The following is a 24,556-nucleotide window of genomic DNA, read 5'->3' on the forward strand; positions in this document are numbered from 1 at the left end:
GCGTGAGGCGTGAGGCGTCAGGCGTCAGGCGTCAGCCGTCAGCCGTCAGCCGTCAGGCGTTCGCGCCCAGGCTCAAGCAGCGTGCTGCTCGCCCACCGGCAGCTCGGCCGCCTTGGCCGCGCTGTAGACATGCCGCGCCGCCAGCAGGGCCGCCAGATCCGCATCGCCGGCGATGACCGCCTGCAGGATCTGCGCGTGCTCGTCCCAGTTCTGCCGGGCACGCACCGTGTTGGCGGGCCCGAACAGCACGGCGGTGCGCTCACGCAGCGAGCGCATCATTTCCTGCAGCACGCTGTTGGCGGCGATATTGCCGAGCACCTCGTGGAAGCGCGAGTTCAGTGTCAGCAGTTCGTCCGCCTTGCCCTGCGCCGCCGCCTCCATGCCCTGCTGCAATACCGCCTCGAGTTCGGCGATCAGTCCCGGATCGCGCCGCTGGGCGGCCAGCTTGGCATTCAGCCCCTCCAGCGTGGCGCGCACCTCGACCATCTCGCGGACGATATCCGGCGACAGCTTCGCCACCGAGGCGCCGCGGCGCGGTTCGATCAGCACCAGCCCTTCGCTCGCCAGCGCCCGCAGCGCCTCGCGCACCGGGATGCGGGACACGCCCAGCTCCGCCGACAGCTTGTTCTCGACCAGCCGTTCGCCGGGCGCGTAGTCGCCCTTCAGGATGCGCTCGCGCAGCTTGTCGGTGACCAGCGCGAACAGCGGCGAATGGCTGGCGCCCAGGCTCACGACTTCCTGATCGGGCGCGGCGGAAACGGAGGGGCGGAGGGACATGGCGGATGCGAGGCGATCGGATTGGACAGCGCGATTTGGCGGGACCGTGGCGCGGTTTGGTGGCGCCGCGGACGGCACCGGCCGGTGACACCGGCTGGTGCAAGGCCCGCACCAAAGGCTGGCGTTATTGTATACCAGCTACCGAGCGAAGCGGCGCGGTCGCCGCTCTTGACGATCGCCGGCCTTCTCAGTCCCGCTGGAACGTGAAACTGTCGGCGTAGATGTGCTCGGTGCTCGCGCCGCGATCCAGGAAGGCCTGGCGCGCGTCGCGGATCATGTCCGGCGAGCCGCACAGATAGATCGCATGCTCGGACAGATCGCCGAGATCGTCGACCGCGGCGTGGTGCACATAGCCGCGCCGGCCCTGCCAGCCGGCGCCGCCGCGCGACAGCACCGGAACATAGCGGAAGTCGTACAGGCGCTCGGCCCAGCCCTCGATCTGCTCGTGCAGATACAGATCGCCCTCCTCCCGCATCCCCCAATACAGGGAGACCGGCGGGCAATCGGGATCGTCCATCAGCGATTCGAGGATCGCCTTGATCGGCGCGATGCCGGTGCCGGTCGCCACCATCAGCAGCGGGCGGTAGTCGCGGGCGCGATAGAAGAAGTTGCCGTGCGGCAGCTCGACCTCGACCGCATCGCCCGGCGCCAGGCCGGGCAGGATGCGGTCGGTGACCGCGCCGCCCGGAATGCGGCGGACATGCAGTTCGATGCTGCCGCCCTGCGGCACCGACGCCATCGAGAAACTGCGGGCCTGCCCCTCTGCCGCAATCAGCTTCAGGTACTGGCCGGGACGATAGTCCAGCGCCGCCTCGAGATCGGGCACTTGCAGCCGGACCTGCAGCACGGTGGGCGTCAGCGGCCGAACCGCCTCGATCCGCGCGCGATGCCGCATCGGCTCGGCGCAGGCCTCGTCCTCGCGCGCGGTGCTGATCACGAGATCGCCAACCGGCTGTGCCTGGCAGGCCAGCGCATAGCCCGCGGCCGCCTCGTCGGGCGCCAGCCCCATCGGCTCCTCCTCGTAGCGGACCTCGCCCTCGACCAGCTTCAGCCGGCAGGTACCGCAGCCGCCCAGCTGGCAATCGTGCGGCAGCGCGATGCCGGCCTTGAGCGCGGCCTGCAGCAGCGTTTCGCCGCGCTCGACGAAGAAGGCCTGCTGCGTTTCGAGGATCTGGATGCGGTGAGACATGATGCGTTCCGAATAGCCGGTTGAAAGAGGCGGCGCGCGTTCAGCGCGCCGTTCAGCGCCTGGCTCAGCGCCTGGCTCAGCGCCTGGCTCAGCGCTAGGTTCAGCGCTTGATGTCGGCCTGCACCACCACCTTCAGGTCCTGCGGTGCCAGCAGTTCCTGCAGCGCCTGCAGCGCGGCGAGGCCGGCCTGCGTGTCCTGCTCGCCGTTGCCGCCGCTCAGGCCGATGCCGCCGATCACCTGCTCGTTGACGACGATCGGAAAGCCGCCGACGAAGGCAGCGAACTTGCCCTCGAAGCTCCACTGGATGCCGAAGGCCTCGTTGCCCGGCAGCGCGGGCCCGTTCGGCGGCGTCGTGAACAGGTGGGTCGAGCGCTTGTGGCCGGCGGCGGTAAAGGCCTTGTTCCACGCGATCTGCGGCCCGGTGATGCGGGCGCCGTCCATCCGCTCCAGCACCAGCGGATAGCCGCCCTCGTCCACCACGCAGATGGACTCGAGCACGCCGATCTCCTCGGACTTGGCGATGGCCGCGGCCACCATATGGCGCGCTTCGCGCAGTTCGAGCTTGATGGCTTGTTTCATGCGATGTTCTCCTGGTCGATGCGGCGTGGCAGTGCGGCGCTGCAACGCGGCGCTGCAATGCCGCGGTGCTTACAAGCCGCGGTAGACGGTCTTGATCTGGGTATAGAACTCGAGGCCGGTGCGGCCGGACTCGCGGAAGGTCGAGGTACTCGAGCGCTTGAGCCCGCCGAACGGCGCGTTGACGAGATTGCCGGTGGTGGTGCGGTTGATCTTCACCGTGCCGGCCTCGATGTCGGCCGCGAAGCGGTGCATGTAGCGCGGATTGCGCGTGACGATCGCCGCGGCCAGGCCGTACTCGGTGTCGTTGGCCTTGGCGATCGCATCGGCGTAGTCGCTGAATGCGATGATCGCGATCACCGGCCCGAAGATTTCCTCTTGCGCGATGCGCATCTGCTGCGTGACATCGGTGAAGACGGCCGGCGACACATAAAAGCCGTTGTCGTACTCCGGGCCGCTCAGCCGCTCGCCGCCGCACAGCAGCGTCGCCTCGGACTTGCCGATGTCGATATAGCGCAGCACGTTGTCGAGCTGGTTGCGCGTGGCCAGCGGACCGAGGTCCATGCCTGGCGTCAGGCCGCTGCCGATCTTCAGCGTCTTGACGCGGGCCAGCAGCTTCTCGGTATAGGCCTCGCGCACGGACTCGGCGACCAGCACGCGGCTGGTACCGGTACAGGCCTGGCCGCTCAGCGAGAAGCCGCCCTTGATCGTCAGTTCGACGGCCTGGTCGAGGTCGGCATCCTCCATCACCAGCAGCGGATTCTTGCCACCCAGCTCCATCTGCGTGCGCGTGGTCAGCGGCACCGAGCGATGGATCTGCTCGCCGGCACGGGTCGAGCCGGTGAACGAGATCGCGCGCACCGCGAGTGCCTGCGTGATCGCGGCGCCCACGTCGGCGGCGCTGCCGGTGATGAAGTTCAGCACGCCCTTGGGCAGGCCCGCGTCGATCAGCGCCTCGGCCAGCCGATAGCCGCTCAGCGGCGCATCGGACGACGGCTTGAACACCACCGTATTGCCGGTGATCAGCGCCGGCGCGATCTTGCGCGCCGGGATCGAGATCGGGAAATTCCACGGCGAGATCACCGTCGCCACGCCCAGCGGCTCGCGCTGCGTGTAGACGAGCATGTCGCCATCGTCGTTGGGGAACGATTCGCCGGTGAAGGTCTGGCCCTCGACGGCATAGAAGCGCAGCGTCTGCGCCGAGCGCAGGACCTCGTCGCGCGCGAGGCTCAGCGCCTTGCCTTCCTCGCGCGTGAGTTCCCGCGCGATGCTGTCGGCATTGGCTTCGAGCTGTTGCGCGGCGCGGTTCAGGATGGCCGCGCGGCGGCCGATCGGCGTGTTCTTCCAGCCGTCGAAGGCGGCGGCGGCAGCGGCCACCGCGGCCTGGCCATCTTCGGCGGCGGACGCCTGGAAGCGGCCCACCACGTCATGCGTATCGGCGGGATTGATGTTGTCGAAGGTTCGGCCGGACTGGCACGCGGTCCATTCGCCATCGATGTAGTTGTAGAACGGTTCCATCTGTGCGGCGCTCATCAGGCGGTTAGGGGAAGAAGCGCGGCGCCGCGAAGGCGCCGTGCGCGGACCGGGCGATCAGGCCGCCAGTTCGAGCTCGGGCAGCGGCAGCTCGTGCGCGACATAGTCGTAGTACAGCGCGGTCGTATAGAGCAGCCGCATCTGTGCGCCGATCTCGCAGATCTTCAGGCAGCGCTGCTGCAGCTCGGGCGTATCGGCATGCTCGAGCACAATCTGGTAGCCGCGTTCGCCGTGGATCTCGTCCGAGACGATATGCAGGTCGAAGAACTCGACCTCCTCGTCGGTGAACTGGTACTTCTCGCGCAGCGTCGGCGTCTGCTTGCGGTAGATCGACGGCACCTGCGACTCCAGCCCGACCACCAGGCCGGCCACCGCGACGATCGGGTCCTCGCGCATCGCCACCGAATAGCACCAGGCCTGCAGGCCGCGCGTGGTGGGCGACATGTTGTCCGGATCAATCACGCGCTCGCGCGTGGTGCCGCAGGCCTCGGCGAAGCGGATCAGCAGATCGGTGTGGCGATCGCCGCCGATTTCCTCTTCATACATATTGGCCAGCAGGAAATCCTTGGCCTCGGTATACCGATCCGGCATGCGGGCGTAGATGTAGCCCAGGTAGTCGGCGAACGGCCCGACATAGTGATAGTGGTTCTCGGCCCAGCGGGCGAGGTGGGCACGGCTGAGCTTGCCGGTGGCCCAGGCCTTGCTGAACGGCGCCTGGTTGGCGCTTTTGCCCTTGATCGCTTCTTCCAGGGCGGCTCGGAATTCTTCTCGGTTCATCAGTTCGGCCATGTGGGGCTCCTTGTTGGCTGACGTTCGGAATGGGTTGGGTCGGGCGGGTCGTTCGCTCGATGTTTGTATACTATATACACTTAGGCTGGGCGGACAAGGTCCTGCGGAGGTTTATTCATCGGGGTTTACCTTGGTTCGGTGGTGGCCGTGCGTGGGGAAGCGAAGGCAGCGCGGGCAGCCGGCGTCAGGCCGCGGTCGTGGCGCCGGTTTGCGCGGCGGCCTGCAGGCGCCGCCAGGCCAGGCCGGCCAGCGCCACATCCTCCAGGCCGACGCCGACGGACTTGTAGATGACGATGTCGTCCTCGCCCCGCCGCGGCTGCGCGCGGCCCAGCACGACGTCGGCCAGCTCGATCAGCTTCGATTCGGGCAGCACGCCCTGCCCCGCCATTACGATGTCGCCGGCTTCGCGCGTGGACTGCGGCTTCCACTCGACGACCACCGCCGAGGCGCGCGACAGCGCCACGTCGTCCAGTTCGCGCGTATGCGGCAGGCTGGAACCGATGGCCGCCACGAAGGCCCCGGGCTTGATCGCCTCGCCGGAAAACAGCGGCGTGGTCGAGCGCGAGGCCGTCACGACGATGTCGGCCTCGCGAACAGCGGCCTCGGCCTCGGTCGCGCTCACCTGGATCACCGGGATGCCGCAGCTCTGGCTCAGGCGCCCGGCCATATCGGCCGGCGCATACGGATCGCACAGCAGGATGCGCTCAAGCGGCAGCGCGGCGCTCAGCTGCCTCGCGTGGGCCGTGCCCTGCGTGCCGGCACCGAACAGCGCCAGCGTGCGCGCGTCGGGCCGCGCCAGATGGCGCGCCGCGACCACCGTGCAGGCGGCGGTGCGCAACCGCGTGATAGCCCCCGCATCGAACGAGGCCAGCGGCCGCCCGTCCTCGGTCGAGAACAGCAGGATCACGAAGGAAAACTGCCCCTCGATGGTGGTGTAGACCTTGGCGCCGGCCACGCCCTGCTCCGGGATCACCGCGCCCAGCGTCGACAGCTTGACGCCGCCGGCCTCGGTGCGGATGCGCTGCTGCATGGCGGCGCTGCCCTGCCCGAAGCTGCGGAACGCTTCGAGCATGATGCGTTGCACGTCCTCCGGTGCGACGTGGCAATCGACCATTTCGTCTGTGATGTGCTGCATCGGGTCTCCTGCGATGGTGGATGGATGAAGTTGGAATGAAGTCGGAGTCGGAATCGAAGTCGGAGTCGGAGTCGGAGTCGGAGTCGGAGTCGGAGTCGGAGTCGGAGTCGGAGTCGGAGTCGGAGTCGGAGTCGGAGCGGTCCCGCGGCTCAACCCTGCAGCGCCAGCCGCACCAGCACGGCGATCGCGCCGGCCGCGCACAACGCCAGCAGCAGCCGGCGCACGGCGACGGCCGAGACACGCGCCTTCAGTCGGCTGGATACTGCAAAGCCGGCGAGCAGGAACGGCGCAAGCAGCGCGCTCAGCGTCAGGTCCACGATGCCGAAGCGCCCCGCGCCCGCCAGCATCGCCAGCGACAACACGGCGCCGCCACCGAGGATGCAGCCCACGGTGGCGCGCATTGCGGCCGGACTCATGTGCTGCATCACGATGGCAAAGGGCGGCGCGCCAGCCGACGTCAACGTCGCCATGAAGCCCGACGCGGTGCCGGCGATGGCGAGATTGCCGGCAGAGGGCCGCACGCGCCAGCCAAGGGCGCTGAGCACGACCGCCACCAGGATCGACAGCGAGAACACCACCGCCAGCCACTGCGGCCGCAGCCACGCAATGGCCAGCACGCCGATCAGCCCGCCGATCGTGCGGCCGAGCAGCGCCGTTCCCGTCAGCCGCCAGGCGATCGCCTCGCGCTCGCGCAGCGCGGCCAGCAGCGACAGGCAACCACCCATCGTCAGCAGCGGCCCCGGCACCAGTTGCGGAAAGAACATCGCGGCCAGCGGCGCCGCCAGCATCGCGAAGCCGATGCCGCCGACGCCCTGCAGGCAGGCACCGGCAAAGATCGTCACGCCCATCCAGCCGTACTCGGACAACGGCACGGCCGGCAGCAACGACGTGGCCGGCGACAGCGTCGGCAACAGACTCGCAATCAGCGCGGGCAACGTGGTGGTCATGACGAAGCGGCGGTTGGAACAGGACAGGCGGCCGCGATGCGGGCGTCGCGTGGGCTGCACAGCGGTGGAATACCTGAGCAGCGCATGTTGGTATACAGTCTACATACCGGCGCAGGCAAAACGCAACCCGGTTCGCCGCGCGCCGCACCGCAACGGTGTTCCCTTGTCCGCATCTTTCCCAGTTCTGGTGCGGCTTCCCGGCGCCGCACCCCACTCCGGTATCAGCGTATATCCGTATACGATTTCGCTTGGCGACACCGCCATACGGAATATAGTATACCGTTCAGACCCCCACCCGAAGGACGGTCGAGCTACACGAACCACCTCTCGCCCCACGGAGCTTTCATGCAACACGAAGTCGTGATCGGTGCCGCGCACTGGATATATCTCATGGGGGTCGCGGTCATCGTGCTGACGATGATCCTGCGCGCCAATGTCGTCGTGCCCTCCATCGTGGGGACCGCGCTGGTCGTGTTCGCGCTGACCGGCAGCCCGGTGTCCGCGCTGGCGGGCGTGTTCTCGGCGAGCCTGGTGGCCGCCAAGGAGCTGTTCAATATCTTCCTGGTCATCGCCTTCATGACCGCGCTGCTCAATGCGCTGAAGACGCTGCGCTCGGATATCCGCATGGTCGAGCCCTTCCGCGTGGTGATGAAGAACGGGCACAGCGCCTTCTTCATCCTCGCCGGCGTGACCTATGTGATCTCGCTGTTCTTCTGGCCGACGCCCGCGGTGCCGCTGGTGTCCGCCATCCTGCTGCCGGCGGCGATCGCGGCCGGGCTGCCGCCGCTGGCGGGCGCGATGGCGATCGCGATCGCCGGCCAGGGCATGGCGCTGTCCTCCGACTATGTGATCGGCGTCGCCCCCGGCATCAGCGCCAAGGCGGCCGGCGCCGCGGTCAGCGCCGCCGTGGTCGCGGACCGCGCGCTGACCCTGTCGATCATCACCGGCGCGATCGCGCTGTGCCTGGCCTATCTGTCGATGCGCAAGCACATCGTTCCCGCCAGCGGCACGCTGCTGGACCGCTGGCAACAGCGCGCCAGCGGCACGACGCTGGGCGTCGATGGCGGCGGCACCTTCGACAAGGCGGAGATCGCCCGCGCCACCGCGCATGAAGAGCCGCTGGCCACCGAATCCAATATCGAGGCCAGCCTGTCGATGGTCGAGCGCAAGCGGATCAAATGGTCGAAGTGCTTCGCCATCGTGACGCCGATCGCCTTCCTCGCCGTGGTCACCGTGATGGTGCTGCCCAAGCTGGGCACCGGCGTGCAGGACCTGAAGGGCGGCGAGGCCGCTGCCCTGGTCGGCGGCGTGGCCGCGGTGCTGATGATGCTGGCCACGCTGGCCGCCGAAGGCCCGCGCCGGATGCTGGACGTCTGCCCCGAGCACATCACGGACGGCTTCGTATTCGCCTTCAAGGCGATGGGATCGGTGCTGCCAATCGCGGGCTTCTTCTTCGTCGGCGCCGGCGAGACCGCGGCGCACATCCTCGGCCTGCCGCCGGGCAAGGCGCCCAGCCTGCTGTTCGAGCTGATCCAGTCGTACCAGCACCTGATTCCCGACAACCACATGCTCGTCGCGTTCGGTGTGCTGCTGGTCGGCATGATCACCGGCATCGACGGCTCCGGCTTCGCGGGCCTGCCGCTGACCGGCACGCTGGCCGGCGCGCTGGGCCCGGTGGTGGGCTTCGATCCGGCCACGCTGGCGGCGGTCGGCCAGATGGGTGCGGTCTGGACCGGCGGCGGCACGCTGATCGCCTGGTCCTCGCTGATCGCGGTGGCCGGCTTCGCCCGGGTGCCGGTGCTCGACGCGGTGCGGGCGCTGCTGATCCCGGTGGTGATCGGGCTGGCGTGCTCGACCGTGGCGGCGATGCTGCTGTGGTCCTGACCTGGCCGCCGCCATGCCCTGCCATCGGCGAGCCGTCTGTGGACGGGCATCCGTGGATAGCGGCATTCGTAGATTGACAGACACGTAGACAGCAACAAGCAGGACAACATCATGCCCAAGGTTCTTCTTCACCGGCACGGCCAGCTCCACAGCGACGAGGTCGCGCCCCGCACCAACCTCGTCGTGCGCGCCGGGATCCGGCAGTTTCCCTATCCGAACCTGCGCTACGAGTGCGGCATGGGCAAGTGCTCGAAATGCGCCTGCCGCGTGCTGGCGGGCGCAGAGCACCTGCCGCCGCCGAACTGGAAAGAGAAAAAGCAGCTGGGCGAGCGGCTCGAACAGGGCTACCGGCTGATCTGCCAGCTCTGGATCGAGCACGACATCGAGCTGGCGCAGGACGAACTGTCGCCGGCCGAGGAATCCGCGGCCGCCGCGGGCCGCGTGCCGGCCGGCGCCAAGGCCTGCTCGTCGCCGACCTGATGGCGCTGTTCCCGACTTCGACGCCATGTACATCATCCTGACCAGCCGCCCCGGCCAGTTCCGCACGGAGCCCGTCGACGGCATCACGCCGGTGGAACGCTACGAGTACCGCTTCTACGGCAAACCCACCGTGCGCTTCGTCATCGCCCAGCTCGACCGCGAGACCAAGGTCCGCGTGGTCGAGGAAACGCCGCCCGGCATCGTCAACCATGTCCCGACCAAGTTCCTGGACAAGTACGCCACCGTCGAAGCGGCGCGCGAGGAACTGCGCCGGCTCGCCTCGTTCGGCAGCATGGAGCTGGCGCTGGTCGCCATTTGAATTGCATTCGAATCGCCGGTCGCCATTCGAATCCTGAACACGCCCGATACCTGATAGCAGCGCATTGCCATGATCCAGATCACCTTCGTCAGCAACAACGGCAAGACCGCCACCGCCCCGCCCAACAGCAACCTGCTGCGCGTCTCGCTGCGCGAACAGGGCGGCATTCCGTTCAAGTGCGGCGGCGGCCTTTGCGGGACCTGCAAATGCCACATCGACAGCGGCCTCGAACACACCGACGAGGTCAAGGCCAAGGAGAAGAAGCTGCTGACCGAGCAGGAACTGGCCAGCGGCCACCGGCTTGCCTGCCAGACCTTCGTCAACGGCGACATCAGCGTGTCGTGGCAGCCGCGCGCCACCGCGGCGGCGGGCCGGCCTGCGCCGAATCCGGCCTCTTCCGCTGCTGCGACCGCTCGCACTGCTCCTGCGCCCGCCGCCGCTTCCGCTTCCGGGGACACGAAAGAACCGGAAAGCAGCGCGGGCTGAGCCGCGACGCAAAAAAACCGGCCCGGTATCGGTCCCGCAGCGCGTGGCTGCGAGGCCGATACCGGGCCGGTTTTCTATTGGCTGACCTTGGCGGCTGGCTAACTGCGGGCTAGCTCCGGGCTAGCTCCGGGCGAGCTGCGGGCTCGCCAGAGGTGGCCGCGGGTTGACCAGAGGCCAACCGCGGACGGACCGCCGCGCGACGGCGGGGGACCGTCGCGATGCAGGGGTCGAGCCGGCTGCTTAGCCGTTCGCGAAGACGATCTTGGCCTTGCGTGCGTCCGACTGCAGGCGAGCCAGCACGCCTTGCACGGCGGCGATGGCACGCTTGACGTCGTAGGCGAAGCCCAGGCGCGGAGCGTCGAGTTCACGCTCGATCAGGTCGCGTTCGAGTTGGTCGGTCAGCTTGATATCGGATTGGGTGTTCATGGCGTCCTTCCTTTCAGGGATAACCCTTATGGGGTTTTCCCGAATTGTAGGCAAAGGATTGACGCATTGCAACATTAGGTAGAAATGCGTATGCCGGAAAGCAACACCTAAAGCGAGAGCGGGAAGGTCACATCGGGCCGACAGGGCCCAATTTGTGCTGGAAGCAACATATTTCGCGATATCCGGCCCTCGATGCCGGCTCCGTAGAGGTACGAATGAGTATCCGCGCGCCAGCCATGGAATGATTGCGAAAACGTCATCACCGGAGACAGCATGCTGCCCATCAATCATTTCAAGAAGGCGCTGCGCGCCGGCCAGTCCCAGATCGGCGTCTGGTCCACCATTCCGTCGCCCTTCGTTTCCGAGCTGATCGGCGGCGCCGGTTACGACTGGGTGCTGTTGGACACCGAGCACACGCCCACCGACGTGCCGCTGATGCTGAGCCAGCTGCAGGCGGTCGCCGCCGCGCAGCCCGCGCCGGGATCGCCGCCGACCCATGCGGTCGTGCGGCCGGCATGGAACGACCCCGTGCTGATCAAGCGTTACCTCGACATCGGCGCGCAGACGCTGCTGCTGCCCTTCGTGCAGAACGCGCAGGAGGCCGAGGCGGCGGTACGGGCGATCCGCTATGCGCCCGAGGGCATTCGCGGCATGGGCGGCTCGACTCGCGCCTCGAACTTCGGCCGCACCACCGACTATGCGGCCCGCGCGGCGGAGGAGCTGTGCCTGCTGGTGCAGGTGGAAACCGCCGAGGCGCTGGCCCAGATCGAGGCCATCGCCGCAATCGACGGCATTGACGGCATCTTCATCGGCCCGGCGGATCTGTCTGCGAGCCTGGGCTACCCGGGCCAGGCGCGCCACCCCGCTGTCAACCAGGCGATCGACGACGCCATCCGCCGCATTCGGGCCTGCGGCAAGGCTCCGGGCATTCTGATGGTCGACGAGGCCCGCGCGCGCCAATGCCTCGATCTGGGCGCGCAGTTCGTCGCGGTGGCGCTCGATACGGTGCTGCTGCGCGACGGCCTGGACGGCACCGCCGCGCGCTTCCGGGCGCCGGGCCAAGTGCCAGCGAGCCCGGCATCCACTAGCGGCTATTGAGGGGCAGCCGCTCCATCCTGGGACGGTATCCGCCAGCCGGCCAATCGACGAATCGGGGAATCGACGCGCGCCGGCTTCAGTGCCTGTCGGCTGGCCCCCGGCCGTCGAGCTTGTCCTGCGCGCGCGCCGCCCTGACGCGGCGGCGCCGGATCAGGCGCGTTCGCAGCGCCCACACCCACGACACGCCGAAATAGAACAACACGCTGGTCACGCTCGCCATCAGTGCGAGACCGAGCAGCAGCGGTTTGCCGACGCCCAGCAGGCGGCGACGCGTCTGCGTCCACCAGCTCTCCTCTTCCACCTGGGCGGGCTGCGCGGCCGGGTCGGCGCCACCCGGAACGAGATTGACGATCGCCCCCGGTTCCGCGACAGCCGCCAGCGTCTCCGGCGCCGGCGGCTCGCCGCTTTCTCCCAGCACCGCGCTGCCCAACCGCCAGGCGGCGTAATAGATCGGGCCGAAGGTCAACGGATTGCTGACGAAGGTGCTGGCCACCGCGGCCGGCACATTGGCGCGCAGGGCCACGGCCACGCCGGCACTCATCGGAATTTGCGCGATGGGCAGCAGCAGGCCGAAAAACAGCCCCAGCGCCACGCCCAATGCGATACCGCGGCGGCTGACATGCCATAGGCGGGGGTGCTGCAGGATCGGTCCCATCCAGCGCAGCCATCGATGCTGTTGCAGCCGTTCGGGATCGGGAAGGAATCGGCGGAAATGGCGGAACGGCGAGGGACTGCGCGGATGAGGGGAGGAGGCGGATCGGCGGCGGTTGCGAAGCGGAGGCATGGGTAAGGAGGGACGGCTGGGGACGGCTGACCACCGTGCAAGCATACCCCCGCGGCGCGTCTCCGATGCCATCTGGCGCGAATTCTCCGGCGGAGCGCGGGGAATGTACCGGAAATTGTCCCCTTCTCGCCTTCTCGCCTTCTCGCCTTCTCGCCCTCTCGCCCTCTCGCCCTCTCGCCCTCTCGCCTTCTCGCCTTCTCCCTCGCCGCATCTTTCCGCCCGTCTTTGGGCACGTTACTCAAGCAGCACTCCACCTGGAACACCGTTGGCGGCACCCCACGAACGGGTGATTAGGCAGTTGACCACATATGACGAAATGATAATAATTCGCATTCCCTTAAAAATATTACAGTTCATTACAAAATGCGAGCCAAGCGTCACCCTATTACCGCTGCCCTGCTGGCGGCGTCCGTTCTCTCACCCGCGGCTGTCCGCGCCCAGGGCGCCGAGACGTTGCCGGAGGTCACCGTCAAGGCCAGCGCGAACCGCGAGCTGGGCGAGGGCTACAACCCGCCCGATACGGTCAGCGCCACCAAGATGGATGTCCCGCTGCGGGACGTCCCGCAGACGGTGAACGTGGTGACGGCCGAGGTCATGCGCGACCAGCACGCGACCTCGATCCAGGACACGCTGAAGAACGTGCCAGGGGTGGGCTTCTCGCATGGGGACGGACAGCGCGACCAGGTCACGATCCGCGGCTTTACCGCGATCGCCGATCAGTTCGTCGACGGCATCCGGGACGACGCGCTGTATTTCCGGGACCTGTCGAACGTCGAGCGGATCGAGGTGATCAAGGGACCGGCCGCGGTGCTGTACGGCCGCGGTTCGTCGGGCGGGCTGATCAACCGGGTCACCAAGAAGCCCGGGCTGGATATCACCGACCTGAGCCTGAGCTACGGCTCGTGGGCCGACCGGCGCGGCGAGGTCGACGTCGGGCGGGTGTTCGGCGACGGCGCGGCGGCGTTTCGCATCACCGGCGCGGTGCAACGCGCCGACAGCTACCGCTCGCAGCAGTTTCTGGACCGCACCGCGATCGCGCCGTCGCTGGACCTGAAGCTCGCGCCGGACACCAAGCTGCTGCTGCAGGCCGACTACCTCGAAGACCGCCGCGTGACCGACTTCGGCATTCCGGCCTTCAATGGCCGGCCGGTCGAGGTGCCGGCGTCCACCTACTACGGCGCGGCCAATGCACGCGACGTGGACTACAGCCGATCGCGGGTGTACTCGGGCACCGCCACGCTGACGCATCGCTTCAACGACCAATGGTCGATCCGCAACGCGACGCGCTATTACAACTATTCGCTGGACCGCAACAACACGCTGCCGGGCACCGTCAACGCGGCGCGCCGCACCGTGTCGCTGAACCGCTCCAACGTCTATCGCGAGGAGCATGGCTGGTTCAACCAGACCGACCTGACGCAGAAGGCCACGCTGTTCGGCATGAAGCACGAGCTGCTGTACGGCGTCGAGGTGGGCCAGCAGAACAAGGATCTGGTCAACTATTCGCGCAACAACGTCGCCACCGTCGACCTGTTCAATCCGGTGCTGCCGACGCTGCCGCGGCTGATCGGCGGCACGCCGGGCACCACCAACCGCGGCACCTTCAAGACCCTGGGCCTCTACACCCAGGACATGATCACGCTCAGTGAACAGTGGAAGGCGCTGGTCGGCGTGCGCTACGACCGCTTCGAGCAGGAGACCGTCGACCGCCGCCCGAACCAGCGCGGCCTGTCGCGTACCGACAATGCCTGGAGCCCGCGCGCGGGCCTGGTGTGGCAGCCGTCGAAGACGCAGTCTTACTACCTGTCGTGGAGCCGTTCATTCCAGCCTTCCGGCGAGACATTCTCGCTGGCGGCCAATAACGCCGAACTGGAACCGGAAAAGACCAGCAATACCGAAATCGGCGCCAAATACGATTTCTTCGATGGGCGCGCCAGCACCACGGTGTCGGTCTTCCGGCTGGAGCGCACCAATATCAAGGTCGCCAATGCCACCAATACCGCGCTGATGCCGATCGGCGAACAGCGCACCGACGGTGCCGAGCTGACGTTCGCCGGCGACCTGGGCCAGGGCTGGAAGGTATTGGCCGGCTACGCCTATCTCGATGCGCGGGTGACGCGCTCGAGCAGCGCACTGGAAGGCAAGCGCGCCACGCTGACGCCGCGGCATAGCGGCAATTTCTGGGTTACCAAGGAGCTGGGCCACGGCTTCGGCATCGGCGGCGGCCTGAACCTGATCGGCGCGCGCATGGCCGATCCGCAGAACACGGTCACGCTGCCCGGCTATGTCACCGCCGACATGATGGCGTGGTACCGGCGCGGCCCCGTCGAGCTGCAGCTGAACCTGTACAACCTGTTCGACAAGGGCTATATCGTGTCCGCGCACGGTTCCAACGCGAACCTGAACCTGCCGGGCGCGCCGCGCAGCGTCATGGCGACGCTGCGGTACCGGATGTAGCAATCGGCCGAACCAGCGTTGGCGTGGGGCCGATCGGTTGCGCAGCCTCGCCCGCGGGTTCGGCATCGGCTTGGCGCTGCGCCATCGCTCGCGCGCCGCGCCGCACGATCAGATCGTCGACGTACTGCATGCAGCCGGCCCGAAAGGCCGGCTGTACTGCTTCACACGACCTGGCGTGGCGCACGTCGTGCATCAGCGCCCATGCATAGCCCTGGAACAGATCGGCGCATGGCGCGGCGCAAGGCCGGCCGCCGAAATGATCGCCGTCGGCGTGAAAACCGGGCGCCAGGGCCGCGATCGGCGCATTCGTCAGCGTGTCCTTTACCTGGGCGGCGCCCATCAGCATCGCGGCCAGGGTTCCTGCTCCCAGCAGGAAGAGAGAAAGTTTCATCGTATCGGCATTGGCGCTGGCTCGCGCCGACCCCTTTATATTTTTGGGAAACCCGTTTTGCCCAATACAAATACAACAGGTAAGGGGCCGCCGATATGAAAGTTTTTTAAATCACGTAATCTGTTGTATTCGTCATACCGGCATTCGTTTTCGCCATCGTTATTGCAGTCGGTATTGCAATCGGTATTGCAATCGTTATTTCACCTGCGCCTGCAGGATCGCCACCATCCGCTGCGCCAGCGGCGACAAATAAGCGCTGGCCCGCGCGATCACGCCGACCCGCCGGCGCAGATCGAGTTCTTCGCTGCTCAACCGCAACGCACGAAAACCCGCCAGCGGCCTGGCCATCTGCGCGCCGGCAATGCTGAGCATCCGCGTGCCCCGCATCAGATAGAACAGCGAGGCGCTGCCGAAATCCGATTCGACGCGCAGATTCGGCGGTGGCAGGCCGCGCTGCTGGAAGGCGGCCTCCAGCTGCTGGCGCAGCACGATATGCGCACCGGGCAGCAGCCATTCCTGGTCGACCAGATCGGCGAGCCGCAGGCCGCGCTTGCCGTGCAGCGGGTGCGACTCGTCGGCGACCACCGCCAGCGTGTCGTCGAACAGGTCGTGGACCACGAACGCCTCGGTCCGCTGCCGCGGCACCGGCGCGATGGCCAGGTCCAGTTCGCCGGCCAGCAGTGGATCCATCAGGTCGCGCGCCATCCGCCGCGTCAGCCGCAGCCGCGCGACGGGCCGCTCCTGCATCAGCTGGCGGCAGGCGTCCAGCACCACCGGGTTTGGAATCGACGGCGAATAGCCGAGCCGCAGCACGCCCTGTTCGCCGGTGCGGATGCCGCGCATCTCGGCCAGCGCATCCTCGTATTCGAGCCGGATGCGCCGGGCCCGGTCGATAAATGCCGCGCCTGCCTGCGTCGGCCGCATGCCCAGCGCGGTGCGCTCGAACAGCGGCAGGCCGATCTGCACTTCGACCCGCTGCACCGCCTTGGTCAGCGCCGGCTGGCTCATGCCAAGCGCCTCGGCGGCGCGCCCGATGCCGCCGTGAGCAGCCACCTCCAGCACGTACTCCAGATCGCGTGTCTCCATGCCGCTTCCCTCGCATTCCAGTCGGTTATGGCTTTATTTCCAATGCAGCATTGTAGTGATGTCCCGCGTCTTCCAAACTGCCGCCAAAGCCGATCAAGGAGACCTCGATGACCTTCGCCTATTTCCTGCGGCGTGCCGCGCGCTATTGGGGCGACCGCCCCGCGGTGCTGTATCGCGACCGCGCGCTCAGCTATCGCCAGCTGGACGCGCGCTCGACCCGGCTGGCCAATGCGCTGCTGGGGCTGGGCCTGGTCAAGGGCGACCGCGTCGCCGTGCAGTCGCGCAATTGCACCGAGCTGGTGGAGATCGAATGCGCGCTCTTCAAGGCCGGGCTGGTCAAGGCGGCGCTCAATCCGCGCTTCACCGCCGCGGAGGCGACCCAGGTGGTCGAGAACTGCGGACCGCGCGTGATGATCGCCGGCCGCGGCTACACCGGCTACAGCCCGCAGACGCCTGGCTTCGGCTCGGTCGAGACCTTTATCGCGATCGGCGAAGCAGCCCAGGGCTATCTGGACTACGAGGACGTCGTCAGCCGTGGCGGCACCGAGGCGCCCGACTACGCGCCGCAAGCGTCCGATCTCGCGGTGCTGCATTTCTCGTCGGGCTCGACCGGCAAGATCAAGGCGGCGATGCAGAGCTACGGCAACCGCATCGCGTCGCTGCGCAAGATCGTGCTGGGCATGGACCGCCCTGCCCGCTCCGGCGACCGGCTGGCGCTGATCGGCCCGGTCACGCACGCCTCGGGCATGCTGATGCAGCCCTACCTGTACTGCGGCGCCACGCTGGTGCTGTTCGACAAGTTCGAGCCGGCGCATTTCCTCGCCGAGATCGCGCGCCTGCGCATCACGCACGTGTTCATGGTGCCGGCGATGATCAATATGGTGCTGGCCGAGCCGTCGCTCGCCAGCGCCGATCTTTCCAGCCTGAAGACGCTGGCCTATGGCGCCGCGCCGATGGCCCCGGCGCGCATCCGCGAGGCGTGGGAGCGCATCGGCCCGATCCTGTCGCAGGGCTATGGCGCCAGCGAATCGACCTCCGGCGTCACGCGGCTGTCCACCGCCGACCATGCCGATGCGCTCGCCAATCGCCCCGAGCGCCTGGCCTCGTGCGGCCGCGCGCTGGGCGAAACCGAGGTTCGCGTGGTCAACGATCGCGGCGAGGAAGTCAGCGGCGACGAGATCGGCGAGCTGGTGATCCGCGGCGAGGACGTGTTCCAGGGCTACTGGGGCGAGCCCGAGCTGACCCGCGAGGTGCTGATCGACGGCTGGCTGCATACCGGCGATCTGGCCCGCGTCGATGAGGAAGGCTTCATCTATCTGGTCGACCGCAAGAAGGACATGATCATCTCGGGCGGCTTCAACGTCTATCCGACCGAGGTCGAAGCCACGCTGTACCAGCATCCCGACGTGATGGAGGCCTGCGTGATCAGCGTGCCGGATGCGACCTGGGGCGAGAGCGTCAAGGCCGTGGTCACGCTGTGGCCGGGCCGCGAACTGAGCGCGGCCGACCTGATCGCGCATTGCCGTGCGCGCATCGCCGACTACAAGACCCCGCGCTCGATCGACTTCGTCAGCGAGCTGCCGAAGAACGCCAGCGGCAAGCTGGCCCGCAAGCTGGTGCGCGAGCGCTATTGGCAGGGTCAGGAACGCCGCGTGAACTGACACGCGGCTTGAAACGCGACCTGACAAACGCGACCCAAAGCCCACGACACCGAGGAACCACGCCATGTTCGAATACCTGACCAACCCCGTGCTGGTCCAGACGCGGGCCGCCATCCGCCGCTTCATCGACGAGGAACTGCGCCCGATGGAGCAAGAGCTTGGCCTGGGCTCGGAAGACCCGTGGCCGAAGGAGGTGCTGCGCCGGGTCTGGCGCCGCTCCAGCGAGCTGGGTCTTTACGCCGCCTGCCTGCCGATCGAACTGGGCGGCAAGGGCCTGAACATCGCCGAGCAGTGCGCGCTGAAAGCCGACATCGCCGCCAGCGGCTGCTCGCTGGCGCCGCATGTGCTGGGCGACCTCGGCGGTCCGCCGCGCGTGGGCAATATGCTGAAGTACGCCACGCCCGGGCAGATCGAGCGCTATTTCGGCCCGGTGATCCGCGGAGAGCGTTCGACCTGCTTCGCGATGACCGAGCCGCATTCGGGCTCCGATGCGATGAGCATCTCGACGACGGCGGTGGCCGACGGCGACGAGCTGGTCATCAACGGCCACAAGCACTACATCAGCGGCGCGCCGTTCGCCGACTTCGCCATCGTGCTGTGCGTGACCGATGCCGGCACCACGCCGCCGTCGATCAGCGCGGTGCTGGTCGATCTCGACCTGCCCGGCGTCACCGTCGATACCGAATACACGCCGATGTCGGGCCAGCATATCGACGCCGATATCCGCATGGTCGATGTGCGCGTGCCGCGCAGCAATATCCTCGGCGGCGAGGGCAATGGCTTCAAGCTCAGCATGTCCCGCATCAACGTCAACCGGCTGCTGCATTGCCCGAGCATGCTGGGTCTGGCCACCAGCGTGTATCGGGCGTCCGTCGAGTACGCGGGCAAGCGCCGCCAGTTCGGCGGCCCGATCGCGCGGTTCCAGGCCATCCAGCATATGCTCGCCGACATGGCGGCGGCGCTGTGGGCGTGCGAGGCGATGATCGCGCAGACCGCCGCGCTGGCCGACAGCGGCGCCGATCTGCGCATGAAGGCCGCGGCCTGCAAGCTGTTCGTATCGGAGCGCTGCTTCGAGATCGCCGACAAGGCGGTGCAGATCCACGGCAATGTGGGCGTCACGCGCGGCCATCCGGTCGAGCAGACCTTCCGCAAGCTGCGCATGTTCCGCATCTTCACGGGCACCAGCGAGATCCAGCGCAACACCATCGCGCGGGCGATCCTGGAGCCGCTGATGGAGCAGGCGGCGCAGGCGGGCAAGGGGCGCGGCGCGGCATAGTGCCGCCGGTTGCCCGCAGCACCAGCAACAGCAGCAGAACGTCGACGCAGCCCAAACTGCGCCATCAGTACAGGAGACAGCAAATGCATCGCAGAACATGGCTGGCCGCCGCGGGCGCCGCGGCACTGGGCGGCATCCTGCCGCGCGCCTACGCGGCCGACGGCTATCCGAACCGGCCGGTCCGGCTGATCGTCCCCTTCCTGGCCGGCACCTCGCCCGACAACATGGCGCGCGCGCTGTCGGCCGAGCTGGCACCGAAGCTCGGCCAGCCGCTGGTGGTCGAGAACATGCCCGGCGCGGGCGGCATCATCGGCGGCCGCGCGCTCAAGCGGGCCGCGGCGGACGGCTACACGCTGGGCGTGCTGGCCAACACGCACGTGATCAACATCCACATGTACAAGCAGATGCCGTACGACCCGGCGCGCGACTTCACCTGCATCGCGCCGCTGTCGGGCGGCCCCACCGCGCTGGTAGTCCCTGCGAACTCGCCGTACCGCACCGCCGCCGACCTGATCGCGGCGATGAAGCGCGCGCCGGGCAAGCTGAACTACGGCTCCGGTGGCAAGGGCAGCATCGCCCATCTGGCCGTCGAATCGATGCTGCACCAGACCGGCACCGAAGCGGTCCACGTGCCGTACAAGGGCGCGCCGGAGATCCTGACGGCGATGCTGACCGGGCAGACGCAGTTCGGCATGCCGGTGCTCAGCACGGCCACCTCGTACCTGCGCAATGGCCAGGTCCGCGCGCTCGCGGTGACCACCGCCGAGCGTTCGCGCTACTTCCCCGACGTGCCGACGCTGGCGGAGGCGCTGCCGCCGGGCTTCGTGCTGGACAACTGGAGCGGGCTTTTTGCACCGGCGGGCATGCCCGCCGCGCTGACGCAGCGCCTGTTCACCGCGATCAACGAGGTGCAGGCCAGCGGCAAGCTCGATGCGATGCTTGAAGCCAGCGCGGGCGAGCTGCGCCGCAGCGCCTCGCCGGCGCAGTTCCGCGAGATGGTCTCGGCCGAGACCAGGCGCTACGCGTCGCTGATGCGCGATATCGGCATGACGGCCGACATCGGCTGAGCGGGCGCCGGCCATGACATCGAGCAAGCCATCGAGCAAGCCATCGAGCGAGCCGCCAACCAAGGCGCCAGCGAAGCCACCAACAAAGCCGCCAACCAAACCGGACTGGTCCTGCCTGAACGACGTCAGGATTATCGACCTGAGCCAGCTGCTGCCCGGCCCGCACGCCACGTTGCAGCTGCAGCAGCTGGGCGCCGAGGTGATCAAGGTCGAGCGGCCCGGCGTCGGCGATACCTCGCGCACGCTGAGCGCCTCGGTGTTCGCCCAGTTCAATCGCGGCAAGCGTTCGGTCGCGCTCGATCTGCAGGATGCCGAGGGCCGCGCGGCCTTCCTTGAGCTGGTGCGCGATGCCGACGCGGTGGTCGAAGGCTTTCGTCCCGGCGTGATGCAGCGCCTCGGCCTCGATTACGCCGAACTGGCCAAGGTCAATCCGGCCATCGTGCTGTGCTCGATCTCGGGCTTCGGCCAGACCGGCCCCTATGCCGACCATGCCGGCCACGATTTGAACTATCTGGCCCTGGCCGGCTATTGGGCCGCGCCGGTACAGGTCCGCGACAAGGTCGCGCGGCCGCGCGTGCGGGTATCGGACTATGCGGCGTCGAGCTATGCGGCGCTGGCGCTGACCGTCGCCATCCTCAGCGCGCGTCAGCACGGGCGCGGCCAGCATCTGGACGTATCGATCCACGATGCGGTGCTGTCGTGGACGGCCCATGGCGCTTGGGCCGCGCAACAACATGCCGACGCGCCGCCGCGCTCGCCCACGGTGATGCCGGAGAACGACCTGTTCGAGACGCGCGACGGCCGCCATCTGGCGCTCGGCATTCTGGAGAACAAGTTCTGGCTGAACCTGCGCGATGCGTTGGGCCAGAAATTTCCTTCGCTGATGGATCCGCGCTTCGCCGAGCGCGCCGGACGCCAGCGCCACAAGGTCGAGGTCAATGCGCTGCTGGCGCAGATCTTCGTCAGCCGCACGCTGGCGCAGTGGCTGGACACGCTGGCCGGCGTCGACCTGCCGATCTCGCCGGTGCTGAACGCGGAAGAGCTGCTGCGGGACCCGCATGTGCAGGCGCGTGGCGCGGTGCGTCAGGTATCGGACCCCGATCAGGATCGCGTCGCCGTCCGCTTTCCGGTCCGTTTTTCGCTGGGTCTTCCCGATGGCGACGACCATGTGGCGGCGTTGGGCGAGCACGCGCCAAGCTGGTCCGCCGACTGAACGAACGAGGCCGGCCCCGCGTTTCCGCGGCGGCCGGCCCTGGCCACATCAAGAACATCAAACCCGGTCCGCGCGACCGCTTGCTCGGTACGTCCCGAGCTCAGTACGTCTCCAGATGCAGCCGCCCTTCGCGCTTGAGCGAAGCGGCCACCGCCTCCCAATCGAGACCGGCCTGCTCGGCGATATCGCGCAGCGCCAGTACCACGCCCTCCTCCATGCTCTTCAGCCCGCAGACATAGAAGTAGCTGTCCGGATCGGCCAGCAGCGCGGCCAGGTCGGCGGCCCGCTCGCGCATCACGTCCTGCACATAGCGCTTGGGCTGGCCCGGCGTGCGCGAGAACGCCAGGTTGATATCGATGAAGTCCTTGGGCAGGCTTTGCAGCGGACCGAAGTACGGCAGCTCCTCGCGCGTGCGGGCGCCGAAGAACAGCATCAGCTTGCCGCTCTCGAACTTGCCCGACTTGCGCAGGCGCCGGCGCCATTCGGTCATCGCCCGCATCGGCGCGCTGCCGGTGCCGGTGCAGATCATCACGATGTTCGAGCGCGGATGGTTCGGCATCAGGAAGCTGTTGCCGAACGGGCCGATGACCTCGACCGTGTCGCCGACCTGCAGGTCGCACAGATAGTTCGAGGCCACGCCGCGCACCGGATTGCCATGATGGTCCTCCAGCACGCGCTTGATCGTCAGCGACAGGTTGTTGTAGCCCGGCCGCTCGCCATTGCGCGGGCTCGCCACCGAGTACTGGCGCGCATGATGCGGGCGGCCCTGCTCGTCGACGCCCGGCGGCACGATGCCGATCGACTGGCCCTCCAGCACCGGGAACGGCATCGCGCCGAAGTCCAGCACCAGGTGATGGGTGTCGTAGTCGCGGCCGACCTCGGTCACGCGCACATTGCCGACCACGGTGGCGGTAACCGACTTGATCGCCGCCTTCGGCCCGTACAGATTGGTGTAGCAATGCGCTGCCGACCATGGCGGCAGCGTGGCCCCGTATTGCGCGCTGTTGAACGGCGCGATCTGCGCCAGCGCGGGATCGACCGGCTCGTCGACCGCCTCCAGCGCCTGCGCTTCGGCGATCGCCTCGGCGCCGACGCCGCTGGCGGCCAGCTGCTCGCTGCTCAGCTCTTCGGGAAGCGTGTCCCAGCCCAGCTGCTCGTCCAGCGTATAGGGCCGCGTGCGCGGCACCATGCGCCAGTTGTCGATCGATCCGGTCGGGCACGGCGACACACAGGCCATGCACAGATTGCACTTGTCGGCGTCGACCACGTAGTTGCGCGAATCGTGCGTGATCGCGCCGACCGGGCAGGTCATCTCGCAGGTATTGCAGCGAATGCAGATCTCGGGGTCGATCAGATGCTGCTTGATGATTTGCATGTCTGCCATATCCATGGCCGTCTCCAGATGCTGCCGCGGCTCGGCGCTACGTTCGGTCACGCGCGGTCGCTGTCGTTGTTGCTGGCGCTATTGATGGCGCTGTTGCTGCCGTTATTGCCGTTGCTCTCGCCGCTCAATTGAAGCGCACGTACTCGAAGTCCACCGGCTGGCGGTTGACGCCCATCGCCGGCGGCGCGATCCAGTTGGCGAACTTGCCCGGCTCGACCACGCGGCCCATCAGGCTGGCGACGAAGGCGCGATCCTCCGCGCTCGGCAGCCACTGGTCAACATTGGCCTGCCATTCGGCGTCCGAGATCACGCGGCCGTCCGGCGACACCTTGACGCCGGCCAGCGCGCCGATATTGCGGTGGAAGGCCTTGTGGGGAACCTTCAGCCGGAGCGGAATGCCGGCCTTGTCGATGACGCGGTTCCAGCGCTCGACGCCGGCCACGCTGTCCTTGATGTAGTCGTCGCGCAGCACCTCGTTCAGCGCGTTCAGCATCGGCACTTCCTTCTCGACCAACTGGCCGCCGGAGGCCTGCAGCACGCGATAGGTGCTGTCCTTGAGCAGATGGTCGTCGTTGCGCTTGCCTTCCTCGAACCGGCCCTTCAGGCCGGTGCTGTAGAAGGTGGCGGCATTGCTCGACTCGTCGGCGCCGAACAGGTCGATGGTCACGCTGTAGTGGAAGTTCAGGTAGCGCTGGATGGTCGGCAGGTCGATCACGCCGGCGGCGCGCAGCTTGCCCGGATCGTCGGTCTTCAGTTCGTTCATCACCTGGCAGGTGCGCTGGATCACGCGCGACACGCCCGACTCGCCGACGAACATGTGGTGCGCTTCCTCGGTCAGCATGAACTTGGTCGTGCGGGCCAGCGGATCGAAGGCGCTCTCGGCCAGCGCGCACAGCTGGAACTTGCCGTCGCGGTCGGTGAAGTAGGTGAACATGAAGAAAGACAGCCAGTCCGGCGTGCGCTCGTTGAACGCCTGCAGGATGCGCGGGTTGTCCTGCTCGCCGCTGCGGCGCTCGAGCAGCGCCTCGCCTTCCTCGCGGCCGTCGCGGCCGAAGTACTTGTGCAGCAGATAGACCATCGCCCACAGGTGGCGGCCTTCCTCGACGTTGACCTGGAACAGGTTGCGCAGGTCGTACATGCTGGGCGCGGTCAGGCCCAGATGGCGCTGCTGCTCGACCGAGGCCGGCTCGGTATCGCCCTGCGTCACGATGATGCGGCGCAGGTTGGCGCGGTATTCGCCCGGCACGTCCTGCCACGCGTCCTCGCCCTTGTGGTCGCCGAAATGGATCTTGCGGCCCTGCTCCGCCGGATTCAGGAAGATGCCCCAGCGATAGTCCGGCATCTTGACGTAGCCGAACTGCGCCCAGCCCTGCGGATCGACGCTGATCGCGGTGCGCAGGTAGACGTCGAAGTTCTGCGAGCCGTCCGGGCCCATGTCGTTCCACCAGTTCAGGTAGTTCGGCTGCCACTGCTCCAGCGCGCGCTGCAGCGTGCGGTCCTCGCTGAGGTTGACGTTGTTGGGGATCTTCTCGCTGTAGTTGATACCGGACATCGTTGGTCTCCCGGTGATATGTCGTCGTGTCGTTGTGCCGTGGTG

The 24,556-nt window shown here is 67.6% G+C and carries 23 protein-coding genes and 1 pseudogene; 11 read left to right on the top strand and 13 right to left on the bottom strand.

The genetic code is table 11. The features are described from left to right. Nucleotides 1-72: 72 nt before the first annotated feature. The 7 genes from F1599_RS05035 to F1599_RS05065 form a co-directional block, all read right to left on the bottom strand. On the bottom strand, nucleotides 73-777 hold the full coding sequence (locus F1599_RS05035) for a GntR family transcriptional regulator (protein WP_150082386.1): 705 nt from the start codon (nucleotides 775-777) through the stop codon (nucleotides 73-75). 187 nt (nucleotides 778-964) lie between these two features. After that, nucleotides 965-1,966, bottom strand: a complete 1,002-nt coding sequence (locus tag F1599_RS05040; protein WP_150082387.1) for a 2Fe-2S iron-sulfur cluster-binding protein — start codon at nucleotides 1,964-1,966, stop codon at nucleotides 965-967. Between the two features lie 100 nt (nucleotides 1,967-2,066). Continuing rightward, a complete protein-coding gene (locus F1599_RS05045) occupies nucleotides 2,067-2,546 on the bottom strand; it encodes a GlcG/HbpS family heme-binding protein (protein ID WP_006575728.1) in 480 nt (159 codons plus the stop codon). Between the two features lie 69 nt (nucleotides 2,547-2,615). After that, complete coding sequence (locus F1599_RS05050) at nucleotides 2,616-4,061, bottom strand: aldehyde dehydrogenase family protein (RefSeq protein WP_150082442.1); 1,446 nt, start codon at nucleotides 4,059-4,061, stop codon at nucleotides 2,616-2,618. A gap of 72 nt (nucleotides 4,062-4,133) precedes the next feature. After that, the gene (locus F1599_RS05055; RefSeq protein ID WP_149319954.1) at nucleotides 4,134-4,865 is read right to left on the bottom strand and encodes a TenA family transcriptional regulator; all 732 of its coding nucleotides are present in this window, start codon (nucleotides 4,863-4,865) and stop codon (nucleotides 4,134-4,136) included. 184 nt (nucleotides 4,866-5,049) lie between these two features. Further along, a complete protein-coding gene (locus F1599_RS05060) occupies nucleotides 5,050-6,000 on the bottom strand; it encodes an ornithine cyclodeaminase family protein (protein WP_150082388.1) in 951 nt (316 codons plus the stop codon). Nucleotides 6,001-6,149: 149 nt separating this feature from the next. Further along, entirely contained in the window at nucleotides 6,150-6,947 is a 798-nt protein-coding gene (locus F1599_RS05065) for a sulfite exporter TauE/SafE family protein (protein ID WP_150082389.1), read from the bottom strand. Nucleotides 6,948-7,292: 345 nt separating this feature from the next. Here F1599_RS05065 and F1599_RS05070 point away from each other — a divergent pair, with 345 nt between their 5' ends. The 4 genes and pseudogenes from F1599_RS05070 to F1599_RS05085 form a co-directional block, all read left to right on the top strand. Further along, nucleotides 7,293-8,831: a hypothetical protein gene (locus F1599_RS05070; protein ID WP_149319951.1), complete on the top strand. Its 1,539-nt coding sequence runs from the start codon at nucleotides 7,293-7,295 to the stop codon at nucleotides 8,829-8,831. Nucleotides 8,832-8,942: 111 nt separating this feature from the next. Further along, nucleotides 8,943-9,311 carry a 2Fe-2S iron-sulfur cluster-binding protein gene (locus F1599_RS05075; protein WP_149319950.1) on the top strand — a complete coding sequence of 123 codons (369 nt, stop codon included), beginning with the start codon at nucleotides 8,943-8,945 and terminating at the stop codon, nucleotides 9,309-9,311. A 25-nt stretch (nucleotides 9,312-9,336) separates the two neighbouring features. After that, nucleotides 9,337-9,630, top strand: coding sequence for a ferredoxin (locus tag F1599_RS05080; protein WP_150082390.1), 294 nt, complete (start codon nucleotides 9,337-9,339; stop codon nucleotides 9,628-9,630). Between the two features lie 69 nt (nucleotides 9,631-9,699). Continuing rightward, nucleotides 9,700-9,978, top strand: a pseudogene (locus F1599_RS05085) (2Fe-2S iron-sulfur cluster-binding protein); the annotation flags it as partial. A gap of 378 nt (nucleotides 9,979-10,356) precedes the next feature. Here F1599_RS05085 and F1599_RS05090 read toward each other — a convergent pair. Then, on the bottom strand, nucleotides 10,357-10,542 hold the full coding sequence (locus F1599_RS05090; protein WP_006575737.1) for a hypothetical protein: 186 nt from the start codon (nucleotides 10,540-10,542) through the stop codon (nucleotides 10,357-10,359). Between the two features lie 273 nt (nucleotides 10,543-10,815). Between F1599_RS05090 and F1599_RS05095 the strand changes: the two genes are divergently transcribed. Further along, on the top strand, nucleotides 10,816-11,640 hold the full coding sequence (locus F1599_RS05095; protein ID WP_150082391.1) for an HpcH/HpaI aldolase family protein: 825 nt from the start codon (nucleotides 10,816-10,818) through the stop codon (nucleotides 11,638-11,640). Nucleotides 11,641-11,716: 76 nt separating this feature from the next. On the opposite strand, the gene F1599_RS05100 is transcribed toward F1599_RS05095, so the two are convergent. Then, the gene (locus tag F1599_RS05100) at nucleotides 11,717-12,295 is read right to left on the bottom strand and encodes a DUF2062 domain-containing protein (RefSeq protein WP_149319947.1); all 579 of its coding nucleotides are present in this window, start codon (nucleotides 12,293-12,295) and stop codon (nucleotides 11,717-11,719) included. A 492-nt stretch (nucleotides 12,296-12,787) separates the two neighbouring features. Between F1599_RS05100 and F1599_RS05105 the strand changes: the two genes are divergently transcribed. Beyond that, nucleotides 12,788-14,881: a TonB-dependent receptor gene (locus F1599_RS05105; RefSeq protein WP_150082392.1), complete on the top strand. Its 2,094-nt coding sequence runs from the start codon at nucleotides 12,788-12,790 to the stop codon at nucleotides 14,879-14,881. Here the strand turns inward: F1599_RS05105 and F1599_RS05110 are convergent. Beyond that, the gene (locus F1599_RS05110; protein ID WP_149319945.1) at nucleotides 14,853-15,227 is read right to left on the bottom strand and encodes a hypothetical protein; all 375 of its coding nucleotides are present in this window, start codon (nucleotides 15,225-15,227) and stop codon (nucleotides 14,853-14,855) included. The two genes, F1599_RS05105 and F1599_RS05110, sit on opposite strands and share 29 nt — an antisense overlap. Before the next feature lie 240 nt (nucleotides 15,228-15,467). Next, on the bottom strand, nucleotides 15,468-16,358 hold the full coding sequence (locus F1599_RS05115; RefSeq protein WP_150082393.1) for a LysR family transcriptional regulator: 891 nt from the start codon (nucleotides 16,356-16,358) through the stop codon (nucleotides 15,468-15,470). 107 nt (nucleotides 16,359-16,465) lie between these two features. Here F1599_RS05115 and F1599_RS05120 point away from each other — a divergent pair, with 107 nt between their 5' ends. The 4 genes from F1599_RS05120 (at nucleotide 16,466) to F1599_RS05135 (ending at nucleotide 21,575) form a co-directional block, all read left to right on the top strand. Then, nucleotides 16,466-18,019 carry an AMP-binding protein gene (locus tag F1599_RS05120; protein ID WP_150082394.1) on the top strand — a complete coding sequence of 518 codons (1,554 nt, stop codon included), beginning with the start codon at nucleotides 16,466-16,468 and terminating at the stop codon, nucleotides 18,017-18,019. Between the two features lie 64 nt (nucleotides 18,020-18,083). Next, complete coding sequence (locus tag F1599_RS05125) at nucleotides 18,084-19,295, top strand: acyl-CoA dehydrogenase family protein (RefSeq protein WP_150082395.1); 1,212 nt, start codon at nucleotides 18,084-18,086, stop codon at nucleotides 19,293-19,295. A gap of 83 nt (nucleotides 19,296-19,378) precedes the next feature. After that, nucleotides 19,379-20,362 carry a tripartite tricarboxylate transporter substrate binding protein gene (locus F1599_RS05130; RefSeq protein ID WP_150082396.1) on the top strand — a complete coding sequence of 328 codons (984 nt, stop codon included), beginning with the start codon at nucleotides 19,379-19,381 and terminating at the stop codon, nucleotides 20,360-20,362. A gap of 13 nt (nucleotides 20,363-20,375) precedes the next feature. Then, nucleotides 20,376-21,575, top strand: coding sequence for a CaiB/BaiF CoA transferase family protein (locus F1599_RS05135; protein WP_223819472.1), 1,200 nt, complete (start codon nucleotides 20,376-20,378; stop codon nucleotides 21,573-21,575). A 100-nt stretch (nucleotides 21,576-21,675) separates the two neighbouring features. Here F1599_RS05135 and boxA read toward each other — a convergent pair whose 3' ends face one another. Then, nucleotides 21,676-22,965, bottom strand: coding sequence for a benzoyl-CoA 2,3-epoxidase subunit BoxA (gene boxA / locus F1599_RS05140; RefSeq protein WP_149319939.1), 1,290 nt, complete (start codon nucleotides 22,963-22,965; stop codon nucleotides 21,676-21,678). On the opposite strand from boxA, the gene F1599_RS25760 reads away from it, so the two are divergent. Continuing rightward, on the top strand, nucleotides 22,930-23,091 hold the full coding sequence (locus F1599_RS25760) for a hypothetical protein (protein WP_190286314.1): 162 nt from the start codon (nucleotides 22,930-22,932) through the stop codon (nucleotides 23,089-23,091). The genes boxA and F1599_RS25760 overlap by 36 nt on opposite strands. Here the strand turns inward: F1599_RS25760 and boxB are convergent. After that, on the bottom strand, nucleotides 23,084-24,511 hold the full coding sequence (gene boxB / locus F1599_RS05145) for a benzoyl-CoA 2,3-epoxidase subunit BoxB (RefSeq protein WP_150082397.1): 1,428 nt from the start codon (nucleotides 24,509-24,511) through the stop codon (nucleotides 23,084-23,086). The genes F1599_RS25760 and boxB overlap by 8 nt on opposite strands. Between the last annotated feature and the right edge of the window lie 45 nt (nucleotides 24,512-24,556).

Origin of the sequence: Cupriavidus cauae, assembly GCF_008632125.1 — a bacterium.
Classification (GTDB): Bacteria; Pseudomonadota; Gammaproteobacteria; order Burkholderiales; family Burkholderiaceae; genus Cupriavidus; species Cupriavidus cauae.